At 62.7% G+C, this 14,558-nt stretch carries 8 protein-coding genes; 4 read left to right on the plus strand and 4 right to left on the minus strand.

What is annotated here, in order from left to right; genetic code table 11:
- Positions 1 to 269 precede the first annotated feature (269 nt).
- From P12x_RS04245 to P12x_RS04255, 3 genes are read left to right on the plus strand one after another with little or no spacing between them, the layout of a single operon-like run.
- Positions 270 to 515, plus strand: coding sequence for a DUF3006 domain-containing protein (locus tag P12x_RS04245; RefSeq protein WP_435009591.1), 246 nt, complete (start codon positions 270 to 272; stop codon positions 513 to 515).
- Positions 512 to 1,606 (plus strand): MBL fold metallo-hydrolase, encoded by a 1,095-nt coding sequence (locus P12x_RS04250; protein ID WP_435009592.1) that lies wholly within the window; start codon positions 512 to 514, stop codon positions 1,604 to 1,606. Before P12x_RS04245 ends, P12x_RS04250 begins: the two co-directional genes overlap by 4 nt.
- 60 nt (positions 1,607 to 1,666) lie before the next feature.
- Positions 1,667 to 3,007 (plus strand): NAD(P)/FAD-dependent oxidoreductase, encoded by a 1,341-nt coding sequence (locus tag P12x_RS04255; RefSeq protein ID WP_435009593.1) that lies wholly within the window; start codon positions 1,667 to 1,669, stop codon positions 3,005 to 3,007.
- A 111-nt stretch (positions 3,008 to 3,118) separates the two neighbouring features.
- Here the strand turns inward: P12x_RS04255 and P12x_RS04260 are convergent, their stop codons facing one another.
- The 4 genes from P12x_RS04260 to P12x_RS04275 form a co-directional block, all read right to left on the minus strand.
- Positions 3,119 to 6,283: an efflux RND transporter permease subunit gene (locus tag P12x_RS04260; RefSeq protein WP_435009594.1), complete on the minus strand. Its 3,165-nt coding sequence runs from the start codon at positions 6,281 to 6,283 to the stop codon at positions 3,119 to 3,121.
- Between the two features lie 225 nt (positions 6,284 to 6,508).
- On the minus strand, positions 6,509 to 7,813 hold the full coding sequence (locus P12x_RS04265) for an efflux RND transporter periplasmic adaptor subunit (RefSeq protein ID WP_435009595.1): 1,305 nt from the start codon (positions 7,811 to 7,813) through the stop codon (positions 6,509 to 6,511).
- Positions 7,814 to 8,741: 928 nt separating this feature from the next.
- Complete coding sequence (locus P12x_RS04270; protein ID WP_435009596.1) at positions 8,742 to 9,113, minus strand: hypothetical protein; 372 nt, start codon at positions 9,111 to 9,113, stop codon at positions 8,742 to 8,744.
- Between the two features lie 787 nt (positions 9,114 to 9,900).
- Positions 9,901 to 11,745, minus strand: coding sequence for a TolC family protein (locus P12x_RS04275; protein WP_435009597.1), 1,845 nt, complete (start codon positions 11,743 to 11,745; stop codon positions 9,901 to 9,903).
- 580 nt (positions 11,746 to 12,325) lie between these two features.
- Here P12x_RS04275 and P12x_RS04280 point away from each other — a divergent pair.
- Complete coding sequence (locus P12x_RS04280; protein ID WP_435009598.1) at positions 12,326 to 14,437, plus strand: glycogen debranching protein; 2,112 nt, start codon at positions 12,326 to 12,328, stop codon at positions 14,435 to 14,437.
- Positions 14,438 to 14,558: the final 121 nt, after the last annotated feature.

Consider the following 14,558-nt stretch of genomic DNA (forward strand, 5'->3'; position numbering starts at 1 on the left):
TGGCGGACGGCGAGGATGATACGGCTTCGCGGAAACCTCCAACCCCGGCCCATCGGAGGCAAGTCGGGGGCAGCGATGGAGAAGTCTCCTCTTGCACGCGGGTTGAGATGATCACACAACGCGAGAGTATACCACCCGGGGAGTGTTGAAAGCCCGAGCCCGGGTCGTTGCGAGTCGGCATCGAAAGTCCGTGGCGATGAGTTCCCGTGGTGGGCGGGCCGATCTACAATGGTCCTTCGTCCCTGGGCCGGGTCCTCGCGGGTCATTGCATGAGTATCTCACTGTCGATCGATCGTTTCGAGGGGTCTCGGAAGGAGATCGCCGTCCTGGTGACGGACGACGGTTGTTCGATCCTCGTGCCTCGGCGGCTCCTCCCGAAGGGGGTCAAGGCGGGCGAGCTCCTGTCGATGACGCTGGACCGCGACGTCGAGGGGACGGCCGAACTGCTTCGGAGGGCGAAGGCGGTCCGCGACGACCTGGAGAAGACCGACCCGGGGGGGGACATCAAGCTATGAGACGCTCGACCGTCGCGGCTGTCGCTCTGATGGCCCTGCTGATCTTCTTCGCGATGTTCTGGAAGGGCATCCGGCATCGGAAGGCGGTCGCGCCGACCTCGGGGACCGCGACGATCGAATTCCTCGACGTCGGCCAGGGGGATGCCGCCCTGATCCGCTCGCCCGAAGGGAAGACGGCGCTGGTGGACGCGGGGCCGTCGAACCGGGTCGTGGAGACCCTCCGCGACCGAGGGGTCAAGTCGCTCGACCTGGTGGTCGTCAGCCACCACCACATCGATCACTACGGCGGGATGGCCGCCGTCGTCCGGGCGTTCCGCCCTCGGGTCTTCCTCGACGCCGACTCGCCCCACGTGACCCCGGCCTATGTGAAGCTCCTCGAAGAGATCCGGAAGGGGGGGATCACCGCCATCCGTGCCGGGCCGAAGAGTCGATCGATCAGCCTGGGCTCGGTGGCGATCACCGTCCTGCCGATGGGACCGGAGAACCCGCATGAGGAGAACAACAACAGCGTGGGCTTCCGGGTCCAATTCGGGGGATTCTCCGCCCTGCTGACCGGCGACTCGGAGCGGGCCGAGCGTCGATGGTGGATGCAGAACTGCCCGAACCTTTGCGCCGACGTGGATGTGCTGAAGCTGGCGCACCACGGGAGCCGGAACGGGACCGACGCGACCTGGCTGGAGCTGACCCGCCCGAAACTGGCGGTGGCCAGCCTGGGACTGGACAACGATTTCGGCCATCCCCACGCCGAGACCCTCGATCTGCTCCGATCGTTCAAGATCCCCCTGGATCGGACCGATCTATCCGGCTCGATCGAGATCCGGACCGATGGCCGGGACTGGTCGGTCAAAGGGTCGCCGGCCCCTTCCCGGGCGCCGCCCGGATCGGCGAGCCGGCCCGGCATCAAGCCGAGGAAGGTCGACCTGAATCTCGCGACCGAGGACGAGCTGCGGGCGATCCCCGGGATCGGCCCCGCCCTGGCCCGGCGGATCATGGCTCGTCGCCCTTACCGATCGGTCGAGGATCTCCGGAGCGTCCCCGATTTCGGCGAGAAGCGGGTCGATCACCTCCGGCCGTTCATCACGGTGGATTGAAGGGCCGGGCGCGTCGCTTCGGCATTCAAGTCCATCGAAATATCGCATGAAGGTTGGGATATGTCAGAGCATCATTCTCCGGTTGCGGGTCGGGTTTCGAAGCCCAGGGTGGTGATCATCGGCGGAGGTTTCGGGGGCATCGAGGCCGCCAAGGCGTTCCGGAGGTCCGGGGTCCATGTGATCCTGATCGACCGGCGGAACCACCACCTCTTCCAGCCCTTGCTCTATCAGGTGGCCACGGCGGCCCTGAACCCGGCCAATATCGCCACCCCGATCCGTCGGATCTTCAAGGGGGACGACCACATCGAGGTCCTGCTCGGCGAGGTCGAGTCGGTCGACGTGCCGTCTCGGGTGGTCCGGATGGCCGAGGGGGAGGTCCCGTTCGACTTCCTGATCGTGGCCACGGGGGCCACGCACAGCTATTTCGGGCATGGCGATTGGGAGGAGTTCGCCCCGGGGCTGAAGACCCTGGAGGACGCCACCGCGATCCGTCGGAAGGTCTTGCTGGCCTACGAGGCGGCCGAGCGGGAGCCCGACCCCCGGCGGAAGCGCGAGTGGACCACCTTCGTCGTCGTGGGCGCGGGACCCACCGGGGTGGAACTGGCGGGGGCCCTGGCCGAGATCGCCCGACACGACCTGACCGGCGAGTTCCGGAACTTCAATCCGGCCCGATCCCGGGTGATCCTGGTCGAGGCCGGTCCCCGGGTCCTCTCCACCTATGCCGAGGACCTCTCCGAGAGCGCCCGGAAGCAACTGGAAGGACTGGGCGTCGAGGTCCGGACCGGCCTGAAGGTCACGGGGATCGACGAGCACGGAGTCTCGACCGAGACCGGGCGGATCGAGGCCCGGACGGTCCTCTGGGGGGCGGGCGTCCAGGGCTCTCCGCTGGCGAGGACGCTGGGGGTCCCGCTCGACAGGGCCGGGCGGGTCCTGGTCGAGCCCGACCTCAGCATCCCGGGGGCTCCCGAGGTCTTCGTCATCGGCGATCTCGCCGCGATCGAGCAGGATGGCAAGCCCGTCCCGGGGGTCGCGCCGGCCGCGATGCAGGGCGGGCAGTATGTTGCCAGGATGATCAAGGCGACGCTGAAGGGGAAGCCCCGGAAGCCGTTCCATTATCTCGACAAGGGCTCGCTGGCCACGATCGGGCGGCATGCGGCGGTGGCCCAGATCGGCAAGATCCACCTCTCGGGCTTCGTGGCCTGGCTGGCCTGGAGCCTGATCCACGTCTTCTTCCTGATCGGCTTCCGGAACCGGGTCCTGGTGATGCTCGAATGGGGCTGGCTTTACCTGTTCCACGACCGAGGGTCGCGACTGATCACCGGCAAGGTCGAGGATCTCCTGGAGTACGAATCGGACCCGAACCGGGGTCGCTCCCGGGAGATTACCTCGTCCGTCCGATAACCTGGCCCGGGCTGGAAACGATGATCGACCGGGCGCCCGATTTCCCCATCGGCGCCCGGTGATCGATCCGATCGGCGGGGGCGAGCCGAACTCGCCCCCCCGCCGATTCGATCAATGGGCCGCGATGGCCTCGGTCACGGGCTCATCCGCCTCGTCCTGGATGAGTCTGCCCTTGTCGGCCATCTTACCGAACACGTAATAAAGGCCCGGGATGACCAGGACCCCGATCAGGGTGCCCACGAGCATCCCGCCGACGGCGGCGGTGCCGATGGTGCGGTTTCCGATCGCCCCGGGCCCGGTGGCGACGACCAGCGGGAGGAGGCCGGCGATGAACGCGAACGAGGTCATCAGGATGGGGCGGAATCTCAGCTTTCCTCCTTCGATGGCCGCATCCTTGAGGCTCACGCCCTCCTGGCGTCGCTGCACCGCGAATTCGACGATCAAGATCGCGTTCTTGCCGAGCAGGCCGACCAGCATGACCAGTCCGATCTGGGCGTAGACGTCGTTGGACAACCCCATGACCTGCAGGAACAGGAAGGTCCCGAAGAGCCCGACCGGCAGCGAGAGGATCACCGCCAAGGGCAGGAAGAAACTCTCGTATTGCCCGACGAGTACCAGGTAAACGAATATGACGACGATCAGGAGGATATAAACAGCCGTGTTCCCCTTGTTCGCCTCGTCATAGGAGAGGCCTTCCCAGCCGATGTCGTAACCGCGAGGCAGCGTCTGTTCGGCGACCTCCTTGATCGCCTGGATGGCCTGGCCGCTGCTGTAGCCTTTCGCCGGTGCTCCCTGGATGGCGGCGGATGGATACAGGTTGTAGCGGTTGATCTCGTTCAATCCTTGCTTCTTCTTGAGCTGCATGAACGATGAGTAGGGGACCGAATCCCCCTTGTCGTTCTTGACGAAGATGTTATCGAAATCCTCGGGGAACCGCCGGAACTCCGGCGATGCCTGGACATAGACCTTGAAGAACTGGCCGAAGCGGACGAAGCCCTGCTCCCAGGTGCTGCCGATCACGATGGATAGGTTGTTCATCGCATCTTCGATCGACACGCCCTTCTGCATGGCCACGTCATTGTTGATGACGATCTCATACTGGGGGTAGTTGCTGGCGAAGAAGGTGAAGAGGCCCTTCACCTCCTTGCGTTTCTTCAAGGCTTCCATGAACTTGTCGGTCACCTCTCCGAGCATCTCGTAATTCATCGTGTTCGTCTTGTCGAGGACGCGCACGGAGACACCACCGGCCGCGCCGAAGCCGGGGACCGCGGGCGGCTCGAAGAACTCGAGCTTGACGTTGGAGATCTTGCTGCCCTTCCTCTCGAGCTCCTCGATGATCTGCCGCGAGGTCATCTTGCGGTCGGACCAGCTCTTCAAGTTGATGAGGCAGGTCCCCGCGTTCGAGCCTCGGCCCTCCGTGAGGACCTCGTAACCGGCCAGCGAGGAGACCGAGGCGACACCTTCGGTCTCTCGTGCGATCGTCTGCAACTCGTGAGACTTGGCGTTGGTGTACTCGAGCGTCGACCCCGGGGGCGTCTGGATGATCCCATAGATCATGCCCTGGTCCTCCAGCGGGATGAAGCCGGAGGAAAGCTGCGTATTCACGAGGTAAATGCCGGTCCCGAAGCCCATGATGATGAACATGGTCATCGCACGCCGAGTGACGATCCGCCGCAGGATCACCGCATAACCGCCCGTGACCCTCTCGACGCCGCGGTCGAACAGGTGAAGGAAGAGGGCCAATGGTCCGCGGAATCCCACGTGGGTCGTGTGGGGCTTGAGGAGCATCGCGCAGAGGACCGGCGTGAGCGTCAGGGCCACGACGCCGGAGAGGACGATGGACATGGCCATCGTGAGGCCGAACTGGCGATAGAAGACGCCGACCGGCCCGGTCATGAACGTCACCGGGACGAAGACCGCCGTCATCACCATGGTGATGGCGATGATCGCGCCGCTGATCTCGTGGACGACCTCCCTGGTCGCCCGGTAGGGGGAGAGGTGCTTCTCGGCCATCTTGGCATGCACCGCCTCCACCACCACGATCGCGTCGTCCACCACGACCCCGATCGCCAGCACCAGCGCGAAGAGCGTGATCAGGTTGATGGACAGGCCGAACATCAGCATGAAGAAGAACGTCCCGATCAGGGAGACCGGGACTGCCAGGGTCGGGATCAGCGTCGAACGCCAGTCCCCGAGGAACAGGAAGACCACCAGGGCCACCAGCACGAAGGCCTCGAACAGGGTGTGGATCACCTTCTCGATGGAGGCCTCCAGGAAGGCGGAGACGTCGTAGCTGACCTCGAAGTCCATGCCGGGCGGGAACGACTCCTCCTTGAACTCCTCGAGCTTCTTCTTGACCTCCTCGATGATGGTGGCGGCGTTGGTACCGGGGAGTTGCTTGAGGACGATGGCCGCCGAAGGATTGCCGTCGATGTCCGAGTAGAGGTCGTAGAACGAAGAGCCCAGCTCCACCTTGGCGACGTCCCTGACCCGCAGGATCTCGCCGTCGGGATTCGCCTTCAGGATGATGTTCTCATATTGCTCCGGCTTGTCGTAGCGGCCGATCCAGGTGAGGACGTACTCGATCGTCTGCGAAGTGATGCCCGTGGCCTGGCCGAGTCGCCCGGGCGAGCCGATCATGCTCTGTTCCTTCACGGCCTTCATGACGTCGTCGGCGGAGACGTTGTAGGCGCGCATCCGGTCGATATTCAGCATGATCCGCATCGCGTACGCGCGGTTGCCGAGGATGTTGGCCGTGCCGACGCCCCGCGTCCGCCTGATCTCGGGGAGCAGGTTGACGGTGACGTAATTGTAGAGGAAATTCTGGTCGATGGACTTGTCGGTGCTGTAGATGTTCACATACATCAGCATGCTCGTCATGTTCTGCATGACGATGATCCCCTCCCGCTCGACGATGGGAGGGAGCCTGTTCTTCACGATCTGGATCCGGTTGTTCACGTTCAGGACGGCCACGTTCGGGTCCGTGCCCGGCTCGAAGATGATCTGGATCGCCCCCTCTCCGGCGCTGGTGGCGGCTGAGGCCATGTATCGCATGTCCTGCACGCCGTTGATGGCCTGCTCCAGGATGATCAGGACCGAGTCGACCAGGACGTTGGCACTGGCTCCGGGATAAGACACCGAGACCACCACGCTCGGCGGCGCGACCGAGGGGAACTGGGAGATCGGCAGGGTGTTGATGGCCAGCCCCCCCAGGAACAGGATGAGCACCGAGATGACGATCGCCAATGCCGGCCGATGGAGGAATTTCGCGAACATGGTCTCGATATGTCCTGTTGGGTTTCCGTAACTGGGGGGCTGCGGCTCGGGCGAGCGGGCAACCGTGGGGGAAATGCAACGAACCGGGAGAACCCCGGGTCATGCTCTCGGACCTCGCGAGCAGGTGAGGGATATCTCGGCGACTCATACTCGCGGGATGCCGACGGCAGGCCGCCCGGCGGCCTCCCATCCCTGCTTCGTCAGATCGCCTCTCCTCCGCTTGTGCTATTCTGCGTGGAACTTCGGGTGGGCCATGGCCTCCTCCGCGGTGAGATATTCGTATTCCACCTTCTCGCCGTCGCGGACCTGCCGGATCCCCTCGAGGACGATCTTGTCGTGCACATCGAGCCCCTTGCTGATGACGAAGATGTCGTCCAGTTCGTGATCGACGACGATCTCGCGCTGATGCACCTTGTCATCTTTGTCGACGACATAGGCATACCGCTTGGCGAGATTCTCGAAGGTCGCCCGCTGAGGGATGACGATGGCCCCTTTCAACGGTCGATTGATCAAGACGGTGCCGGTCTGCCCGTGACGCAGGAGGCGGTCCGGATTGGGGAAATCCGCGCGGAAGGCGATGTTCCCGTTCTCATTGTTGAAGTTGGCCTCGATCGCGCCAATCTTGCCCACGTGCGGGAACATGCTCTGGTCCGCCAGCTTGAGGTAGATGTCCGGGCTTTGCTTGTTCTGGCCCGTCTCGGCCATGTACTCGAGGTATCGCTTCTCCGTCACGTTGAAATAGACCCACATCAAGCTGTTGTCGGACAAGGTTGTGAGCATGTCACCCTCCTTGACCAGGCTCCCTTGCTGCGTCTTCAATCGGTCGATGATGCCGTCGAAGGGGGCCTTGACCGAGGTGAAATTCAATTTGGCCTGCGCCAGATCCACCTTCGCCTGGGCTTTCGCCAGCTTGGCCTTGAACAGTTGCACCTCCTTCTGGGAGACACCTTGCTTGTCGGCCAACGTCTGGGTGTAAGTCAACTCCAATTGCGCCAGGTCCCTCTCGGCCAGCTCGGCGGCCAGCTCCGCCTTGTAGATGACGGGTATGACCTGGAACATCAACTCCCCCTTCTTCACCTCCTGGCCTTCCTTGATCGCGATGGCTTCGAGATAACCATCCTCCAGCGCACATAGTTCGATGTGGCGCTGCGAGTGGATCTGGCAGACATAGCTCTGCGTGATGACGACGTCCTTTTTGATCGGGCTGGTGACCACGAGCTTGTGTTCCTCGTGGTGGACGCCCTCATCGACGTGCTTCCCGAAATGCGACTCATAGTACCCTTTCAACCCCTCGGCGCGTGCGACCGCGGAATCCAGGTGCGCGTAGATCTGGGAGGTGTTCAGGGACGGGATGTCCACGCGCATCTTGTACATGGCGAGGATCGCGCCGCCGATCACGACGACGGTCAGCATCAAGGCCCTCACCACCCGTCCCAGGATGGACTTGCTGCGTACCGCCTCGTCGGTGACGCTAGGTTCGATCGCTGGTACCGAAGCATGCGCCGCTCGATCCTCTGTATCCGGATTCATCGCAGGGCTCCTTATCGACTCGTGTTGACTCGAATGTGTTATGAATTATTCCATGGGAAGACGTGGCGTGGATGGGAGGGACTCGACCGAGGAAGGGCGCTTTGCGCGAATCCTTCGGGCAATTAATCGCAGTGGCCGCCATCATCTTCCCCCTGGAGGTCTCAGCCATCACCCGCTCGCTCACGGCATCGTCCGGTCGGTCATCATTGTTCGAGGCCCGGCGAAGGATGCCTGTCGCCTCGGTCTGCTGTTCCGTCTTCCTCCAGGCCACGACAACCCCGAAGTTCGGCTAGATCGGGGGGATTGCCTTCTCGCTTCCTGAAGGCCGTTGATCTTCCCGACTCCGACTCCCAGGTCGCTCGAGTCATCCTAAGGAGATCCTCGTTCTGGTCCTGTGGGGCCCCCCGTGATGCCATGCCTCCGGAGTCTATGAGTAGGCTTTCTATCCACCTGTCACCTCCTCCTGGCGGTAGACCCTCGGCCCGGAACTGTCGAGGTATGATGGAGCGGCTTCTCGGGAAAGCGTCCTGGCCGGCCGGCAGGGTTGGTGGCGAGCGAAGGGTTCGGATCGGATTCCGTTCGCCCGTGCATGCAGAAGGCCAGTGGTTCGCCAAATTCCTTCGTGCATCAATGCCCAATGGAAGGCGAAACGACTCGAGTGGACGGTTAGTGAAGCGAAATGACGCAGCAAGGCGCGAGGATTGAGTTACCGCCCCGGTCGAGACCAATCGCTCACGCTCATCTGCGACCGACTTCGCCGAACCGACGACCACGAGGGATGTCGAACCCAAGCCTTGGGAATTGGCGAAATACGACATGGTCGACTCGTCCAGGTTGATTGCGGACAATCAACGTACCAGGACGAGGACGAAGCGTGGATGATTGGTGACAGCGCGGCCGGTCACGTCACGGGTCAATCGGCGAAGGATCAACAGCGGAGGGGGTAGAGGGAGGTGATCGAGAGGGGGGCGATCAATTGGCGATCGAGATTTTTGCGGAAGGAATAAGGGATCAGGAAGGAAACACGGGGCTCATCCGGTGCATCGATCCGATCCTGCTCTTCATTCTCGGAGAGGAGGTCAGTGATTTGGAAGATGCTGACGCTGACCATCGCTGCGCGAAGACAGGTGGCAGGTTGGCCCGGGGCTAGGGTTTGGGCGAGGTGGAGGAGGTGGCTTTCGGGGCGGGACGAGTGGGTGACGACCCCCGATGTCGGGATCGGCGCGAACAGCACTGAGGCCAGCAGAACTAGTGAGGATGAGAGCCAGAGCGTGGAGACGAGACTTTTACGGTCGGCCATGGTCCCTTGCTTCTCGAATGTCAGGATTCGAGTCACGCTCGCCGGATGACGGCGAGATGGCTTTCAACCAGAGCGTTTCACGAATTCTCCGGCAGGCCGAGTCTGGCTCGCGACCATGTACTGAATTTTCTGTTTCTACGTGCCGGGGAACTCAATGGTTCAAGTCACATAAATTATGAGTTCTCTTTCGACGGAAGTCAAGAGACGACACGCGAATGTACGAATGGCGAGTGCCCCTCTCGATTTTTTTGCCATTTCCTGTAGGGCCGGGCTTGCCCTGCCGCGAGCCTGGACCCGGCAGGGCAAGCCCTGTCCTGCGGGGCGCTCGTCCATGCTCGGGCGTTTCCTGCCGAGGCCAAAATCGAGAGGGGCACTCGCGGTCCCGGTGGTCTCTTCTTGGGCAACCACACTCGCGTGCTTTCCTGGAACGCAAGAGAGCCCGGGGCTGGCCGACCGGAGGATCGGAGTAGGCTTCGGGGAGGGGGACGACTTGCCGCGGTCGTTCGAGGAGGGGCGGGATCGCTGCAAGGTTCACCCGCACAACTCGCCGAGGCATTCGGTCGGTTCACACCGCGAAGTGGGCATGCTCCTCAACCTTGTTCTCCGCCGCGAACAACCCAATCCGGGGGATTCGGGAACCTGACCGGTCGCGACGAACCTCGGAGGATTCGTAGGGCGGGCCGATCAGGAGTGCCCGAGGATATCAGGCTACCCCGACCGTACGCTGGTGTCGTGTTGTCGCCAGCATCGGGGCCATTTCATTTCGATCCATGAGCGAGTCGGCCGGTCATTCTTCCGCCCACGGCGTCTTCGGTAAGGCCGCTTGAGGTTTCGTGCCGACGGCCGTTTCCTTGACGGCGGGGTCTTCGTTCCCCTCCTGGACGAACGGGCCGGGCGTGCTCGCGGGCGGTGGCGGTGGCGCTGGCGCGGGTGCCTCGTTGGGGACGTTTTCGGCGTTGGGTGCGGGAGGCGCGGGAGGCGCTTCGATCAGGGTCGGGTCGAGTTGGTCGGGCCGAGGGATGATGAGCTTGTCGCCGACGGCCAGTCGATCGAAGTCGGGTACGGCATCCTTGTTGGCCGCCCAGAGGGCCTTGCAATACCGGCCCGTCCTGTAGTAGAGGAGCGAGATCGTCCAGAAGTTTTCGCCGTTGCGGACCGTGTGGGCGAACGGGAATTGACCGCGGAAGTCTTCCGGTGGTGAAATCGTCACCACACCCCCGCCGAGGGCCTGATAGGTATTCACGACGGCAGCCAGTTGCTCCTCCTTGGTGTCGATCAAGGCCGTTCTCGCGTCCCTGAGGTCACGCTGGACGAAGAGCACGTCGATGTATTCGATTCGGGCATTCTGATAAAGATCGTCGGCGAATTCGACTGCTTCTTGGAGCGTTATCAACTGTTGCTTCTTGATCTCGATGCTCCTGCTGTAGTTCTCCACCGTTTTCACGCGGTTGACGACCTGGGTGAAGGCCTCGAGGATGACTCGCTGGTAGTTGTAGATGCTTTGCAATTGCCTGGCGTTCGCGGTGAGGTACTCGGCCCTGATCGCTCGCCGGTTGACCAGGGGCCCGACCAGACCACCGGCAATGGTGCCGGCCACGGCCTGCGGCTCGAACATATGGGTCAGGATGAAGGACTGGAGGCTGACGCCTCCCGAGATCACCAGCTGGGGGAAGAAGTTGACCCGGGCGACCTTCACGTCGAGCCCGGCGGCCTCCAGCTCACGCTCGGCCTGACGGATATCGGGTCGGTTCCGCAGCAACTGCGAGGGCACGCCTATGCTCAGTGGGTGAATGTTTAGGTTGTAGAAGTCGGCAGAGTTCCGTTCGACATGCTGCGGGTAGCGATTGACGAGGAAATTGATCCGATTCTCGCCCTGGATGATCGACTGATTGATGATCAGCTTTTCGCTGTAGTTCCGTTCGAGCTCGGCCTGGAACCGCTGGACGCCCAGCTGGTTGTTGCGGGCGGCTTCCATTCTGGCCTTGGCGATCTGGAGGCTGACTTCCTGAAGTGCGATGATTTGGTTCAGATTCTCGAGCCGTTTGTCGAGCGCCATGAGCCTGTAAAAATTCTCGGCAACATCCGCAATCAAGGTGGTCACGAAGTAGTTCCGCCTCTCGGCGGCGGCGACGTAACGTTGCCCTGCCGCGTCCCTGGCATTCCGCAGCTGCCGGTAGATGTCCAGCTGCCAGGTGAGGTTGACGCCTCCCAAATAAGATCCAAACGGATTGGTGAAGAACTTGCCGGGAAGGTACTCGTCGACGAGCAGGCCGGCTCCTTCTTCCGTGAACCGGCTGAATCGATTCAGCCCCGCGCCGGCCGCGACGCTGATGAAGGGAAGGTACGCCCCCGACCGCGCCAGGACCTCGTTGCCGGCGATCGCGACTTCCTCATTCAGGACCTTCAGCTCCCGATTGTCGACCAGCGCCTTCTCGATCAAATCCGTGAGCATGCGGTCGTTGTAAAACTCCTCGATCCCGAGCTGGGCCGAGTTCTCGGAGCTGGTTTCTCCTTCGAAACTCTCCGGCAGGCCGGGTCCCGGCTCGGGATGACGGATGGGGGGGATTCCGCAGGACGGCAGGACTAGCAGCATGAAGCAGAGGGCGATCGCCCTGGCGATCCCGAGCCTCATTTGCCTTGCATCCTCGATTTTCGCTGGGAAATGCATCAGCCTCGTCCTTGCGGAGTTCGCGCTTCTCGACAGTTCAATCTCGCCCAAGAAGCACCCGGCCATCGGCTCCCGGCTCTTGCAGGTCTCCATCGCGGGCGACCTCAACCGGTGGGCGAATGGGCCAATCTGAAGAAGCCCCTATGTGAGATCGACTTATGCGGGTTGTAACTTGAAAGACGGATTGCGCGATTGTGCAGCCCGTGGGTTTTTCTGCAACTTCTCGTCCAAGCCATCGGATATCCGCGTGGCCTAACCCATTTTGAGTTTAAAGCTTGAGGCGAGTGTCATGGCTCGACGGCGTCGAGTTTACAGGATTGCGTCGTGGATGTCTCAGGGCGGGCTAAGGGCCAATGTTCATCTGCGCCCTCGAATCCGGCATCTCGTCGGAGATCGAACTAGGCTACTCGTGAGCGAATCGAGATGCCGCGGTCCGCTCGACCGTAGCGATGGCGTGCCGGATGGGTCAAATTGGAAACCCTGGTCGGGAATCGAGCCCCAACTCGAAGTCAGCCGTCTCATTTCAGGAAAGTTTGATTCGATCATGTCGATCAGCCCACCGATCGAACGGGGTCCGGAGACCGGCCCCAGATACAAGTTCCGGAGCCATACGCTCCAGATCTCGCGGGGGTATCCCCTCCCGCTGGGAGCGAGTCGGACGACCCGAGGCGTGAACTTCGTGCTGATCGCGCGACACGCGACGTCGGTCTGCCTGGTGCTCTCCGAGCCCTGCAATCCGGAGATCGCGACCGAGATCCCGCTCGATTCTCGGGCCTTCCGGACCGGCGATCACTGGCATGTTCAGGTCGAGGGGCTGCCCGAAGAATTTTGCTATGGATATCGGGTCGACGGTCCCAGAGGGCCGATGCACCGTTACGACCCGAGCATCGTGCTGCTGGATCCCACCTGCCGGGCCCTCTCCTGCGGGCGACCCTGGGGTCACTCGGCCGGCACGACCCGTCGGAGCCTGCTGACCAGGCCCCTCAATGACCTGGAAGACAACCTCGGCCCCGGCATCCCCCGGAGCGACTCGATCCTCTACGAGATGCACGTCCGGGGATTCACCGTCGATCCTTCATCGGGCGTCCGCCATCCCGGGACTTTCGCCGGCCTGATCGAGAAGGTCCCCTACCTGAAGGACCTGGGGATCACGGCGGTCGAATTGCTCCCAATCGACGAATTCGACGAGAACGACTGCAACTTCTTCGACCCAGCGACCGGCGCACGGCATCGAAACCTCTGGGGATACAACACGATCGCCTACGCGGCCGTGAAGGCGGCCTATGCCAGCAACTGGGAGGGGGGCGAACCTCGCGAGGAGTTTCGCCGGATGGTGGCCGCTTTCCACCGGAGCGGGCTCGAAGTCGTCCTCGACGTCGTCTTCAATCACACCGCCGAACGAGGGGACGACGGCCCGACCTATCACTTCAAGGGCCTGGACAATAGCCTCTATTACATGCTCGACGATGACGGGAAGTACCTGAATTTTTCCGGTTGCGGCAACGCGGTGAACAGCAACCATCCGATCGTCCGCTCGCAGATCCTCTCCTGCCTCCGGAGCGCCGTGGCCGAATCGGGCGTCGACGGTTTCCGGTTCGACCTGGCCTCGGTCCTGGGTCGTGATCGTCGGGGCAATGTGCTGGTCGAGCCGCCGGTGATCGAGCAGATTACCGAGGATGCCCTCCTGGCCGGAACGAAGATGATCGCCGAGCCCTGGGATGCGGGCGGTCTGTATCAGGTGGATAACTTCCCGGGGGGTCATCGATGGTCGGTCTGGAACGGCCGATTCCGCGACGACGTCCGACGCTACTGGAAGGGGGATCCGGGGATGACATCGGCCCTGGCGACCCGGCTCTGCGGTTCCGATGACGTCTCCCAGGGGCGTGGGCCGCTCCACTCGATCAACTTCATCACCTGCCACGACGGCTTCACCCTGGCCGATCTCGTCTCCTACAACGACAAGCACAACGAGGCCAATGGCGAAGGGAACCGCGACGGCTCCGACGGCAACCTCTCCTGGAATTGCGGCGTCGAGGGGCCGACCGACGACCCCGGGGTGAATGCGCTCCGAGCCCGGCAGGCGCGAAACCTGATGGCGACCCTCCTGATCTCACAAGGAGTGCCCATGATCCTCGGGGGCGACGAGTTCCTCCGGACTCAGCGAGGGAACAATAACGCCTGGTGCCAGGACAACGAGATCTCCTGGGTCGACTGGTCGCTCGCCGGGCAAAACGCCGACTTCCTTCGCTTCGTCCGGATGATGATCGCCCTGCGCAAGCGTCACCACGTCCTGAGACGTCGGACGTTCCTGAACAGCCATCCCGGCCATTCTCCCGACATCATCTGGCACGGGGAGAAGCCGGGCCAACCCGACTTCTCGGATCGGGGATATGCCCTGGCATTCGCCCTCGACGGGCGCCGGAGCGATCGGGACGAAGTCGATCGCGATCTCTACGTGGCGATGAACGCCCATTGGGAACCGCTCACCTTCCAGGTCCCCGAATCCCCCTCGGGCCGGCCGTGGCGTCGGGCCGTTGACACCTCCCGACCCTCGCCCGAGGACGTTGTGGGTCTCGACGAAGGTCCGTTTGTGATGCTCATGGAAGAATATCGGGTCGAGGCCAGGTCGATGATCATCCTGATTTCCGAGGCTTGAGCGGTCGTGCCGGCCGGATGCCTCCGCCCGAAATTTGCCCGCCCGGATCATTTGGCATCTCGCGATCCATGGGGCATATTAACGGAGACTCGATTCTGGGCTCTTCGAGCTTTCGTCGAAT

This window comes from Tundrisphaera lichenicola, from assembly GCF_051175385.1.
Taxonomy (GTDB): Bacteria; Planctomycetota; Planctomycetia; order Isosphaerales; family Isosphaeraceae; genus Tundrisphaera; species Tundrisphaera lichenicola.

What these genes read in the sequence shown, in the direction of transcription:
- P12x_RS04245 (WP_435009591.1), top strand. Translation starts at nt 270, where the DNA reads ATGAGTATCTCACTGTCGATCGATCGTTTCGAGGGGTCTCGGAAGGAG.
- P12x_RS04250 (WP_435009592.1), top strand. Translation starts at nt 512, where the DNA reads ATGAGACGCTCGACCGTCGCGGCTGTCGCTCTGATGGCCCTGCTGATC.
- P12x_RS04255 (WP_435009593.1), top strand. Translation starts at nt 1,667, where the DNA reads ATGTCAGAGCATCATTCTCCGGTTGCGGGTCGGGTTTCGAAGCCCAGG.
- P12x_RS04260 (WP_435009594.1), bottom strand. Translation starts at nt 6,283, where the DNA reads ATGTTCGCGAAATTCCTCCATCGGCCGGCATTGGCGATCGTCATCTCG.
- P12x_RS04265 (WP_435009595.1), bottom strand. Translation starts at nt 7,813, where the DNA reads ATGAATCCGGATACAGAGGATCGAGCGGCGCATGCTTCGGTACCAGCG.
- P12x_RS04270 (WP_435009596.1), bottom strand. Translation starts at nt 9,113, where the DNA reads ATGGCCGACCGTAAAAGTCTCGTCTCCACGCTCTGGCTCTCATCCTCA.
- P12x_RS04275 (WP_435009597.1), bottom strand. Translation starts at nt 11,745, where the DNA reads ATGAGGCTCGGGATCGCCAGGGCGATCGCCCTCTGCTTCATGCTGCTA.
- P12x_RS04280 (WP_435009598.1), top strand. Translation starts at nt 12,326, where the DNA reads ATGTCGATCAGCCCACCGATCGAACGGGGTCCGGAGACCGGCCCCAGA.